Source organism: Pectobacterium aquaticum (assembly GCF_003382565.3).
Lineage (GTDB): Bacteria > Pseudomonadota > Gammaproteobacteria > Enterobacterales > Enterobacteriaceae > Pectobacterium > Pectobacterium aquaticum.
The window spans coordinates 3,856,234-3,870,232 of sequence record NZ_CP086253.1; the positions used below are offsets into that span (position 1 = coordinate 3,856,234).

Annotated in this window: 13 protein-coding genes, 3 tRNA genes and 1 pseudogene; 6 read left to right on the forward strand and 11 right to left on the reverse strand. The window is 49.8% G+C overall.

The window, feature by feature from the left end; genetic code table 11:
• Positions 1-105: 105 nt before the first annotated feature.
• The 7 genes from DMB82_RS17820 to DMB82_RS17850 all read right to left on the reverse strand — a co-directional run bounded on the left by DMB82_RS17820 (position 106) and on the right by DMB82_RS17850 (position 6,347).
• Positions 106-375 (reverse strand): hypothetical protein, encoded by a 270-nt coding sequence (locus tag DMB82_RS17820; RefSeq protein ID WP_116155364.1) that lies wholly within the window; start codon positions 373-375, stop codon positions 106-108.
• Positions 376-833: 458 nt separating this feature from the next.
• Positions 834-909: transfer RNA gene (locus tag DMB82_RS17825), tRNA-Gly, on the reverse strand.
• A 290-nt stretch (positions 910-1,199) separates the two neighbouring features.
• Positions 1,200-2,678 carry a hypothetical protein gene (locus DMB82_RS17830; protein WP_116163136.1) on the reverse strand — a complete coding sequence of 493 codons (1,479 nt, stop codon included), beginning with the start codon at positions 2,676-2,678 and terminating at the stop codon, positions 1,200-1,202.
• Between the two features lie 223 nt (positions 2,679-2,901).
• Positions 2,902-3,828 (reverse strand): D-2-hydroxyacid dehydrogenase, encoded by a 927-nt coding sequence (locus tag DMB82_RS17835; RefSeq protein ID WP_116163138.1) that lies wholly within the window; start codon positions 3,826-3,828, stop codon positions 2,902-2,904.
• The gene (locus tag DMB82_RS17840; protein ID WP_228400016.1) at positions 3,791-4,456 is read right to left on the reverse strand and encodes a DUF6138 family protein; all 666 of its coding nucleotides are present in this window, start codon (positions 4,454-4,456) and stop codon (positions 3,791-3,793) included. Before DMB82_RS17840 ends, DMB82_RS17835 begins: the two co-directional genes overlap by 38 nt.
• Positions 4,457-4,651: 195 nt before the next feature.
• Positions 4,652-5,746: an NAD(P)-dependent alcohol dehydrogenase gene (locus DMB82_RS17845; protein WP_116163140.1), complete on the reverse strand. Its 1,095-nt coding sequence runs from the start codon at positions 5,744-5,746 to the stop codon at positions 4,652-4,654.
• A gap of 139 nt (positions 5,747-5,885) precedes the next feature.
• The gene (locus DMB82_RS17850) at positions 5,886-6,347 is read right to left on the reverse strand and encodes a LysE family translocator (protein ID WP_267132201.1); all 462 of its coding nucleotides are present in this window, start codon (positions 6,345-6,347) and stop codon (positions 5,886-5,888) included.
• Positions 6,348-6,390: 43 nt separating this feature from the next.
• On the opposite strand from DMB82_RS17850, the pseudogene DMB82_RS17855 reads away from it, so the two are divergent.
• The 4 genes and pseudogenes from DMB82_RS17855 to DMB82_RS17875 all read left to right on the forward strand — a co-directional run.
• Positions 6,391-7,031, forward strand: a pseudogene (locus tag DMB82_RS17855) (LysR substrate-binding domain-containing protein); the annotation flags it as partial.
• Positions 7,032-7,049: 18 nt separating this feature from the next.
• The gene (locus DMB82_RS17860) at positions 7,050-8,216 is read left to right on the forward strand and encodes an MFS transporter (protein ID WP_116163144.1); all 1,167 of its coding nucleotides are present in this window, start codon (positions 7,050-7,052) and stop codon (positions 8,214-8,216) included.
• 695 nt (positions 8,217-8,911) lie between these two features.
• Positions 8,912-9,148 carry a TA system antitoxin ParD family protein gene (locus tag DMB82_RS17870; protein WP_116163145.1) on the forward strand — a complete coding sequence of 79 codons (237 nt, stop codon included), beginning with the start codon at positions 8,912-8,914 and terminating at the stop codon, positions 9,146-9,148.
• Positions 9,117-9,446 carry a type II toxin-antitoxin system RelE/ParE family toxin gene (locus tag DMB82_RS17875; RefSeq protein WP_116163147.1) on the forward strand — a complete coding sequence of 110 codons (330 nt, stop codon included), beginning with the start codon at positions 9,117-9,119 and terminating at the stop codon, positions 9,444-9,446. Before DMB82_RS17870 ends, DMB82_RS17875 begins: the two co-directional genes overlap by 32 nt.
• Before the next feature lie 124 nt (positions 9,447-9,570).
• On the opposite strand, the gene DMB82_RS17880 is transcribed toward DMB82_RS17875, so the two are convergent.
• The 4 genes from DMB82_RS17880 to orn all read right to left on the reverse strand — a co-directional run bounded on the left by DMB82_RS17880 (position 9,571) and on the right by orn (position 11,495).
• Entirely contained in the window at positions 9,571-10,269 is a 699-nt protein-coding gene (locus DMB82_RS17880; protein ID WP_116163148.1) for a YjjG family noncanonical pyrimidine nucleotidase, read from the reverse strand.
• Between the two features lie 223 nt (positions 10,270-10,492).
• Positions 10,493-10,568: transfer RNA gene (locus DMB82_RS17885), tRNA-Gly, on the reverse strand.
• 76 nt (positions 10,569-10,644) lie between these two features.
• Positions 10,645-10,720: transfer RNA gene (locus tag DMB82_RS17890), tRNA-Gly, on the reverse strand.
• A gap of 232 nt (positions 10,721-10,952) precedes the next feature.
• The gene (gene orn, locus DMB82_RS17895) at positions 10,953-11,495 is read right to left on the reverse strand and encodes an oligoribonuclease (protein WP_010283124.1); all 543 of its coding nucleotides are present in this window, start codon (positions 11,493-11,495) and stop codon (positions 10,953-10,955) included.
• A gap of 183 nt (positions 11,496-11,678) precedes the next feature.
• Here orn and rsgA point away from each other — a divergent pair, with 183 nt between their 5' ends.
• Positions 11,679-12,728, forward strand: coding sequence for a small ribosomal subunit biogenesis GTPase RsgA (rsgA, locus tag DMB82_RS17900; RefSeq protein WP_116163150.1), 1,050 nt, complete (start codon positions 11,679-11,681; stop codon positions 12,726-12,728).
• 189 nt (positions 12,729-12,917) lie between these two features.
• Entirely contained in the window at positions 12,918-13,946 is a 1,029-nt protein-coding gene (gene asd / locus DMB82_RS17905; RefSeq protein ID WP_116163151.1) for an archaetidylserine decarboxylase, read from the forward strand.
• Positions 13,947-13,999: the final 53 nt, after the last annotated feature.

Genomic DNA, 13,999 nt, shown 5'->3' on the forward strand with positions numbered 1-13,999 from the left:
TAATCCCACGTCACACTTTCTTGACGAGAAGGCCGAACATTATTGCCAGGATGACCGGTAACCTCATGCCGAATTTGTAGACCTACGCCAGTGTCAAAACGTAGATCATTGAACAGAGTCTGTAAGAGACTGAGGATAAGCCGCTATCTCATATCTTACTTGTGTCAACGTTTTAGGCTTGTTAAGCGTACCTGGGGTGAAATTACTTGAATTAGCGAAGAAACCACTTATCCCTGATAACCCCTCTCCTGTTGAAAGAATAAAAATAATTTTTGCCGACTCTGATTTCGTAATGCTGCCAGTAGCGGCTTGTGCAGGGAAAATAATAGCAGCAGCAATAATAAGCGAAGGCAGAGAAAGTAATTTTTGTTTCATGAATCATCCATTGATTAGCTTTTTACGTTACTCATTATATCTAAAAATAATTTTTAGATATAAGACCCGAAACAAATAAACGGCATAATTAAAAAAAACTTTAGAAAAAAATAACTTTCAATACCGAATAACATTAATCACGCTTATTATTAATAAGCTAATTAAATTAACATGTTACTGATACTAATAAAAAGTGGCTATGGCTATATCTTATTGTTAAATTTAGTTTATTTAGTCGATAACAGTGATAAACGCCATACCAACATATCAGTACAATAAGAGAAGTAACTATATTCGTAGAGCCAGTATATTTTTATCTATATACCTATTATCAGGTAGGTAGCCGCTTCATTTCGGCGCGGAAATCTCGAACGTTTGATGAAGATAAACAAAGCATTATAAGCAATAAAAGACAGATATGAGATTGGGAGGGAGAGTATGAAGACGATAAAAAATTTTGGAGCGGGAAACGAGACTCGAACTCGCGACCCCGACCTTGGCAAGGTCGTGCTCTACCAACTGAGCTATTCCCGCAGAAAATCGGATTTATTATCTTTTGCTTTCAGCAAAAAGCAAACCATGCCGAAACCAATTAAACCCTATCAAATAACATGTAACCTAATGAATTTAATCATTATTTACTAAACAAGTGATTCGACGGTCAGCATTATGTACTAATCAACTTAACGTGGCAAGCCCTTTTCACCGAAAACCTTACCATCCAGTTTTAACCCGCTATGCGCCGTGGCGGTAGAGCAATGAGAGCGCCTACAACAAGGCCGCCCGAGTTTAAGGCGGCCTGATATTTCATTAGCTTCCGCGTATCAGGATTTTACGCTTTTCAACAAAGTTTGCTTACAGAGGTGCCCAAATGTGACGTACTTAGAGTTGTTACCACCTACACCAACATCATACTGATAAGGGACTGTGATCTTCCATGCACCGACATCATAGGTTGTTCTCCAAGTATTGATATAACCCTGACTATAGTCTTGGAACTCCGTGGTGTGATCAGCCTGACAGGCATCCAGTTTCACGGTTCCCGATGCAACTCCGTTGGCATCAGTTATTGCCCCATGACCGTTACTCGGATTAAACTCCAAATTACCGTTATTTTCTCGTTGGTCGAGGTAAAAAAGCGCAATAATATTTGGAATACCAGTTCCAGTTGAATCGGTAATACGAACGTTCCAGGTAACGTCACGATAGGCTTGCGTAGTCATGAAACCATAAGTTGTCGGAGCCGCATTTGGAATACGTAGAACCGTATCCTCTCCTTTAACAGAAGAAGTGAATCCAGCAATTTTAGAGCCTACAGACAACTTATATTTCTGAGATACTGTCGGCAACGCTGATGGATTTGGTAAAACTCTTACCAGAATTTTTTCATTTGGCTGGGAGGGAACGATCGTATTTTCCTGTCCCGTAGAACTGGTTACCCAAGAATTCCCACCGTTAGTCGAGTACGCAAGTAACCAATTATTATTCGTCCCACTAGTAATGCCATCAAGACGAAACAATACATGCTGGCCGCGTAGTGCGATAAATTCGTAGTAATCCGCATCAGAATCACTATCAGAGTTACCTTCAATTTCCCTCAAATTATCAGACAAGGGATATGCCAGAGAAGGAATATCATTTAACTCATAGGCATCAACATTCGTATTAACGATAGCGCCAAAATTAAAACCGGAGCCATCTGCCGTATTGGCCTCCATAAACCAGTAATAGTGCCCCGGTGGAGTTAAATCCAACGTAGCTTCATCAGCATTCCCTGCTTGGTTTGAATAATTAATTGCCGTCACATTATTCTGGCCATCGTCCCGCATCAAACTAAGAGCAATATCTGTTTCAGGGCTCATGCCTACGACGAAAGCGGTTGTTTTAGAACGCTGAGTGATTTCAAAGTGATAGCAGGCGCTACCGCCGCTTTGCAGTCCATCCAGCGTATAGATTGAGTTTACTGCAAGGGTTGGACACAGCGGGGTGAATGAACTGTCATTTGCCAGAGCCTGACTGCTTGATAACGACTTTTTTTGTGCGCTGTTTGCATCAGCCTTCGCAGTTGGTGCATTGGGAGTAATAACGACAACCCCCTCATTTTCAGCTTTGTGGAATTTATAATGACTTGCGGCATGTGCTTGTATACTATTGGGAGCATCAAATACAGAAACCGTACCTTTCTTTTGTAGTTTCCCAATATCTTTCACTTCGACAGAAACGCTGGTTTCAGCGATCGCTGAACCCATGCAGAATGCCAATCCGGCAGCCGCAAGATATACATTTAAACGATGGTATTTCATCCCAATATTTCCTTATCTTTGAGTATTCTCAAATAGAATGCAGACTTATTATTTAATATTTAACAAATACTGAACGTTAAGCGAAGGTAGTATTACACCGACACGACGTATAATCTCAACAAGATCTTACAAAAATATTTAAAATGAAATGTTTTAAATGAGCGAATTAAAATTATTATCAAATACAATTAATTCGCTCATTAATTATTTACTAAATAATCATTCAATACTCGCGACTAAAATCCACCTCGCCACGCAGCGTATTATCAGCCTGGAAACGAGCAAGATTCTCCAGGAATAATCGTCCCATGAGTCCAGGCACCATCGGCCCGGCAATGTGTGCCGTCAACGTCAGGTTCGGCGTTTTCCAGAACGGATGGCTGTACGGCAACGGCTCTTGCCTGAATACATCCAGCACTGCTCCCTCAATTTGCGCATCACACAACGCCGCCCGTAAATCATCATCTACCACGGCACTCCCGCGCCCGACATTGATAAACAGCGCCGAAGGCTTCATGGCGGCAAACAGACTTGCATCATAGATATCGGTGGTTGCCGAGGTGTCCGGCAGAAGGTTGATTACATAATCGGCCTTCGGTACCGCAGCGGGTAACTCCGCTAAGCTCATGATCCGTTTAAAATCAGGCCGCTGCCTTGGCGTACTGACAACGCCGTATAGCTCAACGCCAAAAGGCCGTAAGAAGCCAGCAACCTCGCAGCCGATCTCTCCCGCACCGACAATCAGCACCTTTTTATCCGCCAGCGATCCCGGTAAACGGTGATCCCAGCGCCGCTCTTCCTGACTGGCTTGCCGTTCCCCCAGACGCAGCTCATGCCTGAGCATATAGGCAATCACATATTCGGCTATCGGCTGACCAAACACGCCAACGGCGCGGCTTAAGCGATAATCTCGCGGTAGCCCATCGGCCAACAGCGGTTTGAACCCTGCCCAGGTCGACTGTAGCCACTTTGGTTTGGCTCCCTGAGCCAGCAATGCCGCAGCGGTATCCGGTTCACCCAGCCAAATCGGGCAGCTTGCGGCCTGCTCTACCGTACCGTTAGAGAGCACCAGCTCAAGCTCTGGTGCAGCATGATTTAAGACAGAGCCAATCTCATCGGCCCGCGGGTCCAGCAGCAGAATAGCGGTCATAAGCACGTTCCTTAGCAGAGTGAGACACCTCCGGCCTCACTCCGGACATTGTCGTCATTACGTTTACGATTAGGCAGAAGCCTGAATGAGCGACGTCAATAGCGCGCCGCGCTTCGCTTCCGATTTTTTCACCAGTGCAGTGAGCTTTTTGGTGTTGCCCCCAGATGAGATACACAATATGTTCTATCACAACAGGTTCTCGCACCCGAACTTCGTCGACCAGCTGTTCGAACAGCGCGTCATCTTCTAGCGCAGGCAGCATATTCAGCTTTAACCTTTCCGTCGCATGGCTCAGGCAAGCAACCAAAGTCGCCACGTTCTGTGCCGTCACACCATGCTTATCGAAAAATGCACGAATGAAGCCATCCTGTACCGATTGATGCTCATCATCCACACTTTCCATGTAATCTTTGACGAGTGAAAAATATCCCACCTCGCTCAGACCCAGCCCGAATACCGCATAGCTTCCCGGCATACAGCACTTTTCGCCTTCCGAATCGGCGTACCATTCAAATTCTTCAATATTATTTATCGCAGATGAAACGTTGCCCCAAAGCACGGTATTGATGAGATTTACCAACCGCCAAAAAGGTAGCACGAAAGCATTATTATTTGCCTTTCTCGTCATTCTGTAGCAGTAGGAGGTCGCGAACATAGCAGGAGGGCGAAACCAGAATAAATGCTTATTTTAAACTGTCTTTTCGCTGTGATAGAGAAGGAAAATCAACGCGTTGGTATAAAGATATGACGATGAATAGTACCGCATTTACACGTCTTTGGTGACAGGAAATTACGATGGAGTGGTTTTAGAGAGCGTCGTAAATCACGTCATGACAGCCCCACAGCACAGGGAAATCCGTGCTGTGGGACATACGTTCAGCGTGGCGTTATCAATGACGAAGCGGTATTTCACATCGCCTTTGAGCATCCGCTCGTAGGCCTCATTGATTTCGTCGGCGCGGATAAGCTCAATATCAGAAACAATCCCATGTTCGGCACAGAAATCCAGCATTTCCTGCGTTTCAGGAATGCCACCGATCATCGATCCCGCCACCGTACGGCGTTTCATGATCAGGTTGAACACGTTCGGAGAAGGATGCGGTGACGCAGGCGCGCCGACCAGCGTTAGCGCGCCATCGCGCTTCAACAGAACCAGAAACGCATCCAGATCGTGCGGCGCAGCCACAGTATTCAGGATTAAATCGAAGCTGCCCGCGTGCGCTGCCATTTCTTCTGCGTTACGAGACACCACGACTTCATTTGCGCCCAGCGCCTTGGCATCTTCACGTTTGGATTCAGACGTGGTGAACGCCACAACATAAGCCCCCATGGCATGCGCCAGTTTGATCCCCATGTGGCCAAGCCCGCCGATACCCACAACGCCGACCTTCTTACCCGGCCCAGCATTCCAGTGGCGCAGCGGGGAATAGGTGGTAATTCCCGCACACAGCAGCGGCGCGACCGCAGCCAGTTCCGCCTCGGAATGACGAACGCGCAGCACATAGCGCTCATGCACGACAATCTGCTGGGAGTAGCCGCCAAGCGTCCAGCCGGGTTCATCCGCAGTCGGGCCGTTATACGTGCCGACCATGCCATCACAGTAGTTTTCTAAGCCATCATCACATTCTTCGCAGTGTCGACAGCTGTCCACAATGCAGCCAATACCGACCAGATCGCCCGCCTTAAAGGCGGAGACATGTGCCCCTACCGCCGACACCCGTCCGACGATTTCATGGCCGGGCACGCAGGGAAACTGTGTTCCTGCCCATTCAGCACGCACCTGATGCAGGTCCGAGTGGCAGATACCGCAGTACGCAATCTCAATCTGGACATCGTGGGCTCCCGGCGCACGACGGACGATCTGCAACGGTTCAAGAGGTTTATCGCCCGCATGGGCCCCATACGCATGTACAAGCATGGCTATTTCCTTTTCTGTTGAGAAACCGATCATGTTGAGAATCGATCATGTTAAGAAATCGACTATTTTCCTAAATCCCTCAGCAGACAGGTATAGCATTTCGATGGTTTTCTTGCCCGATCCGATGAATCTCACCTTATCAGAGGGTAATGTTGGTCAATGCCAGAGACGCGCCTAACGCAATCAGGGCAACACCGATACCTTTGTCGACCCAATGTTGACGATCGATCAGCCGGCGACGCATGGACGGTGCAGCAAAAAACAGCGCAACAAGACTGAACCAAACCCAGTGCGCCACTGACATGAATAACCCATAGCCAAAATTATGGCTTATTGGGCTACCAGGCTGCACGACCTGAGTATAGATAGCGACGACAAACAGCATGGTTTTTGGGTTAAGTGCATTGGTGAGAAAGCCCATGCGAAATGCAGCAAGCGATGACGGCGCATGACTGGATGCCTCTTCTAATGTTATTTTTGTCGTATTGGTTAATGACGTGTACCCCAGATAAATCAGATAGGACGGTCCCAGAACCTTCATCGCCATAAACAGTATCGGAGAGTTAACAATAAATACCGCGATGCCAAAAACGGTATACATCACATGGATCTGGACGCAGCAGGCAATGCCAAACGCGCTGAGTAAATTGCTGGAAGAGGCGCTGGGGGTTGAGCTATTTGAACGACGCAACCGCGCGATCTTTTTAAACGCAGCGGGGCGTTCTTTGCATACGGTCACGCAGTCCGTCTTCGAGCAGCTCGAAGGCGCGGTCTATCGGCTACAGCAAAGTGCACAGGATAACGTGCTGACGCTGTCATGCGAGCCCACGATTGCCATGAAATGGCTGATTCCGCGGCTACCGGCTTTTAATCAGGCGCATCCCGATATCAAACTTCATCTGGTGGCTGCGGGCGGGCCGATTGATTTTGTGCGTAGCGGCGTTGACCTCGCGCTGCGGCGTGACGATTTTCACTGGGATCCGCAAACACATGCGGTAAAGGTGTGTGACGAATGGATGGGGCAGGTAAGCCGCGACAAAACCGAGCGAAAAAACAGTCTGGAAGGGATGCGTTTGCTCTATACCGGAACGCGACCGAAAGCGTGGGCAACCTGGCAGCGGCAAACGGGCAACTGCATGCACCGTATGGATTTGCGCGGGATGGGTCTGCTTATTATCTGTTATCGCCCATCCCCCTTGAGCAAAATGAAAAGTATGTACGATTTCATACCTGGCTAATGCAGGAAGTGTCCACCGGCCTTTCCGGGGTCGAGAATACTTGTTAAACCCACACTGGAAGTATAATGACAGCACATTCCCGTGAATCAAACTTCACGACACTGAACATGATTATCGCCGCCTCACTCGTGGGATTGGTGACAGGGTACACGCTACCGCTGATCAGCCTGAAACTGGCGGAGCACGGGCACAGCACGGCGACGCTCGGTATTCTGGCGGCTCTTCCGGCAGCGGGGATGATGCTATCCTCCTTCGTTACGCCGTGGCTCAGCCGCCACCTGCACGCTAGCTATCTGTTATCCGGCAGCCTGATTATTCTGGCAGCCTCAACCGTGGCCTCATTCCTGCTGTCACACCCCGTATCACTCATTTTACCGCGCTTGTTAACCGGGCTGGCCTCGGGGGTTTTGGTGGTGCTGGGAGAAACCTGGGTCACCAGCCGGGCTTCTGACAAACACAAAGCGACGCTGACAGGGCTGTATGCTTCCGTTTTCACAGGATGTCAGCTGATAGGGCCGCTGCTTATTGCCGCTGGGGAGCCTATTCAAATCTATGCGCTATGGCTGATTTGTGGCATATCCGCCGCGTGTGCGTTCATGCTGAGGAACTGCGCCACGATGGTTCAGGCAGATGAACAGTCCTCGACGTCTTATCGAGATCTTATTCCTTTTCTCCCGGCAATCGCCTCTGGCGTGCTCTGCTTCTCCTTCTTCGATGCCAGCATACTTGCGCTCTTTCCGCTTTACGGCATGGAACAGGGCTTAGACGAAAAATCTGCGATATTACTGGTCACACTCATTTTTCTGGGCGATGCCGTATTTCAGACACCGATTGGCTGGCTGGCAGACAAATGCGGCATCATCAAAACCCACATCAGCTGCGGCATCCTGTTCTGCGTGATGCTGGTATTGATCACCTTCTCATTCTCCTCCCCTGCACTTCTGGTTCCCGTCTGTATCGTACTGGGCGCAGCGGCAGGCGGGCTCTACACACTGTCTCTGGTGCGGGCAGGTCAGAAATTTGCTGGTCAGCGACTGATTGTGATGAATTCACTTCTGGGGCTGGTGTGGTCTGCGGGCAGTATCAGCGGGCCGCTGTTCTCTGGCGCAGCCATCACGTTTTACGGTTACGACGGTCTCATCGCCATCTTGTTGCTAACCGGCGTGCTGTTTGTTGGCATACAGGGCGTATTAAGAAAAGAACGCGTATCGCGTTCGCTGGGTGAAGAGTGAATGTAGGCATCAGGCTCACCCTATCGAGTACTCCGATACTTTGAAGTGCCATTCAGACAGGAATAGTTATGCCAATCATACACACGGAAGAGTCGGCCAATCCCTCCGTGGCTGTCAATCCCGCTATCCACCCGCTGCTGGCGGAGCATTCTCCGTTACGGCAGCACCTTGTGGATGCACTGCTCTCAGCGGATACCATCACCCCCATAGCCCATGCAGTGGCTGGCACTTTACGCAGCAACGTCGATTTCTATCATGGCACAGAGGGTAACCAGACAGCGCTGGGCAATCATCGGCTGGGCGGCCTGCCGGATTTACCTGTCGATATCCCCTACCCTAGTGTCAGCGTCGCTGAAGACATTCTGCTCGAATACGAGGAGTGCTGGAAAGAAAGTGAAGATGGAAAAGACGTGTGCATTTTCCCTTGGGACGACGTTACGCAGAGCTATCGTGTACCGCTGGAATTTATTGCGCAGATAGACTGCCGCGATTTGCAGACCTTGCTTTCAATGACGAGAAGACACTCGAGCAAAAGCCCGCCTTTATACGGCATCCCAGAACCAGCGTCGCCGTACCCAGTTTTTACGCATTGCGTCAATTTGTCGCAAACTGAAATCCGTAGTACGTCGAAAGGTGACGTATCATTGAAACCACCACTAAAAGGCTGTGGTGACTACATCATGGAGTACCGAAATATGGCAACAAGCATCCGCCTAGATGATGATTTTGTCGAAGAAGTGAAAGTACATGCAGAAGCAATGAGCCGAAGCGTGCCAAAGCAAATAGAGTACTGGGCTAAAATTGGCCGTATTGCTGAGGATAACCCTGAATTACCTTTTTCCTTCATCAACGAAATCCTGCTGGCGAAATCAGAAATCGACAATGGAAGAATGACAAAATATGTGCGCAGAAGAGACTGGGAAAAATCTTGAGATATATCAGTCACGCCGTTTTGAGAAGAAATTTGCCTCTCTGACAGAACAAGAACAGAAAACCGTCGATGAACAAATTGAACTTATCATTGACGAACCTGAGATTGGTGAGCCCAAAAAGGGTGGTCTGAATTATCTTTGGGTACATAAATTTTATATGAGTAACCAGCAATATCTCCTGAGTTATAGCTGGGTTGACGCTAAACTTGAAATATATTTATTGAGCTTCGGTTCACATAAAAATTTCTATGATGATCAAAAGCGTCACAGAAAAGCTGACTTAAAACTTATTATGTAACTCGTCTCAGACGCTCTTTTTATCTTGAACCGTTTTCTTATTCAGGAAACTGACAACCAGAGAGCGACGACAATCCACCGAGAATTAATCGCGGCGATTGTCGTTGATATTATGCGATACAGGCTTAAGACTTCGCACTGAGCTGCGTGAAGACATCCAGGAGGGTTGCGGCCTCGTAGGTTGGCGCGATGATGTCCGAATCGTTGGCGGCTCCGCCTGCGTTGAACCAGCAGCTGTCTATGCCGTACAGGTTCGCCCCAAGAATATCGGCATCGAGCCTATCGCCCACGATGATCGCCTCGGTTTTTTTGAAAGAGCGGAACTTGCTGGCGGAGAACTCGAAGATGCGTGCATCCGGCTTGGCGAAGCCGCACGCCTCAGAGGTGGCGACAAACGAGAGCCAATCCGCCAGGCCCGAATTTGCCACTCGCTGCGCCTGCACATACTCAATGCCGTTGGTAATAATGCCAACTTCACCGATCTCGGCAAGCGCTTCACAGATCTGAACCGCGCCATCCACCAACACCACGGTCTCAGGCAGGCATTCCAGATAGAGATTGCTCGCTTTGTGGGGATCGATATCGATGCGATGAAGGGAAAAAATGCGCCGAAATCGTTCGACTTTCAGGAGATCCTTGGAGATTTCCCCCTTTTCAAACTCGCTCCATAGCTGAGAATTCTCGCGCTGATAGTCTGCGAACAGGGTCGTATTCTCAATATCGACGCCAAGGTTCGTCAGCGTACGCGCAAACGAAAGACGCTCAGAAGCTTTGAAGTCCAACAGCGTGTCATCAAGATCAAACAGGAAGTGGCGGTATTTCATCAATGTTGGTTACCCGAAATCAAGAAATCGCGTTTGGCGGAAACGGATTGCACTGACTTAGCTCCTGCCAGCGCGCGATATGTAGCGGCACACTGAATTCGGCCACCTGAATAGCGATGATATCATCCCTTCCGAGCCATAGAGCTAAACGGAAATACGACCCGCAAAAAAAAAGGATAAGAAATAATCTGACTAAGAGTTAATAACAGAAAGTAAAAAAGATTGGAGCGGGAAACGAGACTCGAACTCGCGACCCCGACCTTGGCAAGGTCGTGCTCTACCAACTGAGCTATTCCCGCATATCGGACAGACACTAACAGGCGTTGCGTCTGATTACTGCACACGGCTTGTATGGTGACAAACAGTGATAAAACTTGGAGCGGGAAACGAGACTCGAACTCGCGACCCCGACCTTGGCAAGGTCGTGCTCTACCAACTGAGCTATTCCCGCCCGGGAAATCTTTACACGATGTTGAAGTTCTTTAATTGAAATTCTTCATCGGTATGGGGTGCGCATTATACGAGAAATCCGTTTAACCGCAAGCCCCCCAAAATGAAAAATTGTCTGACTGCTGATAAAAAAAACAATATGTTGATAAAATAGACATGCGCCGACAAAACAGACGTTGTGACGTAAATAGCAGAGGTTCGCTGCACATCACGCCCTCCCCGTCTTGCTTCATCTACAGCCGCAGAAAATTCTCACGGTAATAGGCCAGTTCCGCCAGTGATTCGCGAATGTCGTCCATCGCCTGATGCGTACCTTGCTTCTTAAAACCCGTCAGGATTTCTGGCTTCCAGCGCCGCGCCAGTTCTTTGAGCGTGCTGACATCCAGATAGCGGTAGTGGAAGTAAGCTTCCAGCTCTGGCATATAGCGGAACAGGAAGCGGCGATCCTGGCCGATGCTGTTGCCACAGATCGGCGATTTACCCGCCGGTACCCATTTTTGTAGAAACGCCAGCGTTTCCAACTCGGCAGCGCGTTCATCCGTCGTGCTGGCTTTGACGCGATCCGTCAGGCCGCTGGCACCGTGCGTACGCACATTCCAGTCATCCATCAGTGCCAGCTGGCTGTCTGACTGGTGCACCGCCATGACAGGCCCTTCGGCCAACACATTTAAGTTTGCATCCGTCACCAGCGTTGCGATCTCAATGATGCGATCGTGATCTGGGTTCAGACCCGTCATCTCAAGATCGATCCAGATCAGGTTATTTTCATCTACCATCGTGGGAATTCCTGTTGCATTGTGCCCTGTCGTCGAGGCAAGGATACCAGTATCAATCTCAATGCTGATACCGATAAGGTGGTATCAGTTAATTAAAATCAAATAGGGTGTATTATAGTCTGTTCAAACGCGGCGAGCGACAATCCGCTGTCGTGAACGATAAATCGTCTTAAGTGAGGCTCAGTGAGCAAAAAGAAACTGTCGAAAGGTCAGCAGCGTCGGGTTAGCGCAAACCACCAGCGTCGCCTGAAAAAAACGGAAAGCAAAGTCGAATGGGAAGATAGCCAACTGGGCGATGCGCAGGAAGGTATTATCATCAGCCGATTCGGTATGCACGCCGATGTGGAAGCCACCGATGGCGTGGTGCACCGCTGCAACATTCGTCGGACCATTTCATCGCTGGTCACGGGCGACCGCGTCGTCTGGCGCCCCGGCCATGAATCACTCGCTGGCATCAGCGGGATCGTGGAAGCCGTTCACCCTCGCCATTCCGTCCTGACCCGCCCCGACTATTACGATGGCATTAAACCGATCGCCGCCAATATCGATCAGATCGTGATCGTTTCGGCGATCTTGCCTGAGCTGTCGCTGAACATTATCGATCGCTATCTGGTCGCCTGCGAAACGCTGGAGATCGACCCACTGATCGTGCTGAACAAAATTGACTTGCTGGATGACAAATCCCGCCAGTTTGTTGATAAAAAAATGGATATCTACCGTGCCCTCGACTATCGCGTGTTGATGGTTTCCAGCCATACTCAACAGGGTATCCCCGAACTGGAGCAGGCACTCACTGACCGTATCAGTATTTTCGCCGGGCAGTCAGGTGTCGGGAAATCCAGCCTGCTTAATGCGCTGCTCGCACTGGGTGAAGAACGCATTCTGGTGAATGAGGTGTCTGATAACTCAGGGTTGGGGCAACACACTACCACCGCCTCCCGGCTTTACCACTTCCCGCACGGCGGTGACGTGATCGACTCACCGGGCGTACGTGAATTTGGTCTGTGGCATCTGGAGCCTGAACAGGTGACGAGTGGTTTCATTGAATTACGTAAACACATCGGCTCGTGTAAGTTCCGCGACTGTAAACATGAAAACGATCCAGGCTGCGCGATCAATGCCGCACTTGCGCGCGGAGAGATTGCCACAGAACGCTTTGATAACTATCACCGGATTCTGGAGAGCATGGCGCAAGTAAAAACGCGTAAAGGCTTTTCGGATACAGAGAACTGACATTTATCATGACCGTCGCTACAATGCGCCCCCTTTGAGGGTAGGTGAGCCAACTTACCCTCTAAACTACCGTCGGCTTTCTGGGCTGGGGCTGGCAATGTCAGGCGTGTTCCCCAGACAGCTTGTTTTATGCCGCATTTCTTCATGACAAATTATTTTATGGCGCACTATTAATCCAAGAGGCTCACAGTGCTGGATAATATCAAAATCACATTACAGTATTGGCTTCCCAAGATCTGGCTGACCCGCTTAGCGGGCTGGGGAGCAAATAAGCGTGCAGGAAAACTCACCAAGCTGGTGATCGATCTGTTTGTCCGCCAATACAACGTCAACATGCAGGAAGCACAGCAGCCGGATACCGCCTCCTACCGCACGTTTAACGAATTTTTCGTTCGCCCTCTGCGCCAAGGCATTCGTCCTGTCGATCCCCACGCGCACCGTCTGGTGCAGCCCGCAGACGGCGTACTGTCGCAGTTTGGCCCCATTACCGACGGCAAGCTGATTCAGGCGAAGAATCACGACTACACGCTGGAAGCGTTGCTGGCAGGTAACTATGTGATGGCCGATCTGTTCCGCGACGGCCTGTTTGCCACCATTTATCTTTCTCCACGTGATTATCACCGCCTCCACATGCCGTGCGACGGCGTGCTGCGCGAGATGATTTATGTGCCGGGTGACCTGTTCTCCGTCAATCTGCTGACGGCCGATAACGTGCCGAATCTGTTTGCACGTAACGAACGCGTCATTTGCCTGTTTGATACTGAATTCGGCCCAGTGGCACAGATTCTGGTCGGTGCGACCATTGTCGGCAGCATCGAAACCGTGTGGTCAGGCGTGGTGACGCCACCGCGTGAAGGCATCATCAAGCGTTGGACTTACCCACAGGCGGGTGAAGAAGGTGCCGTCGTGCTGGCGAAAGGCGAGGAAATGGGTCGCTTCAAGCTCGGCTCAACCGTGATTAACCTGTTTGCTGCAGGCAATAATCTCCAGTTTGCTGCACACCTGAATACCCTAAGCGTGACGCGTATGGGCGAACCGTTTGCCGAAGTCCGTCAGGATGAGCAAACGCCTGTTGTCTTCCCGGAAGGCACCGAGCTGGAAGCCAACGACGCCGCACTGTCGCCTGCCGCAGTAGCATCTGAGCCCGTTCAGGTTGAGGGACAACATCCTGCGGCCGATGCATCAGGCAAGACGGGCCACAAACCCGACGTGCCGTAAATAACGTCCGACTTTCGTCGCTTGTAAGAGTGTTGTTTGTAATACTGTAATAA

Coding starts and splice junctions, on each gene's coding strand:
- DMB82_RS17820 (WP_116155364.1), bottom strand. CDS start 375: ATGAAACAAAAATTACTTTCTCTGCCTTCGCTTATTATTGCTGCTGCT.
- DMB82_RS17830 (WP_116163136.1), bottom strand. CDS start 2,678: ATGAAATACCATCGTTTAAATGTATATCTTGCGGCTGCCGGATTGGCA.
- DMB82_RS17835 (WP_116163138.1), bottom strand. CDS start 3,828: ATGACCGCTATTCTGCTGCTGGACCCGCGGGCCGATGAGATTGGCTCT.
- DMB82_RS17840 (WP_228400016.1), bottom strand. CDS start 4,456: ATGACGAGAAAGGCAAATAATAATGCTTTCGTGCTACCTTTTTGGCGG.
- DMB82_RS17845 (WP_116163140.1), bottom strand. CDS start 5,746: ATGCTTGTACATGCGTATGGGGCCCATGCGGGCGATAAACCTCTTGAA.
- DMB82_RS17850 (WP_267132201.1), bottom strand. CDS start 6,347: ATGTATACCGTTTTTGGCATCGCGGTATTTATTGTTAACTCTCCGATA.
- DMB82_RS17860 (WP_116163144.1), top strand. CDS start 7,050: ATGACAGCACATTCCCGTGAATCAAACTTCACGACACTGAACATGATT.
- DMB82_RS17870 (WP_116163145.1), top strand. CDS start 8,912: ATGGCAACAAGCATCCGCCTAGATGATGATTTTGTCGAAGAAGTGAAA.
- DMB82_RS17875 (WP_116163147.1), top strand. CDS start 9,117: ATGTGCGCAGAAGAGACTGGGAAAAATCTTGAGATATATCAGTCACGC.
- DMB82_RS17880 (WP_116163148.1), bottom strand. CDS start 10,269: ATGAAATACCGCCACTTCCTGTTTGATCTTGATGACACGCTGTTGGAC.
- orn (WP_010283124.1), bottom strand. CDS start 11,495: ATGGTAGATGAAAATAACCTGATCTGGATCGATCTTGAGATGACGGGT.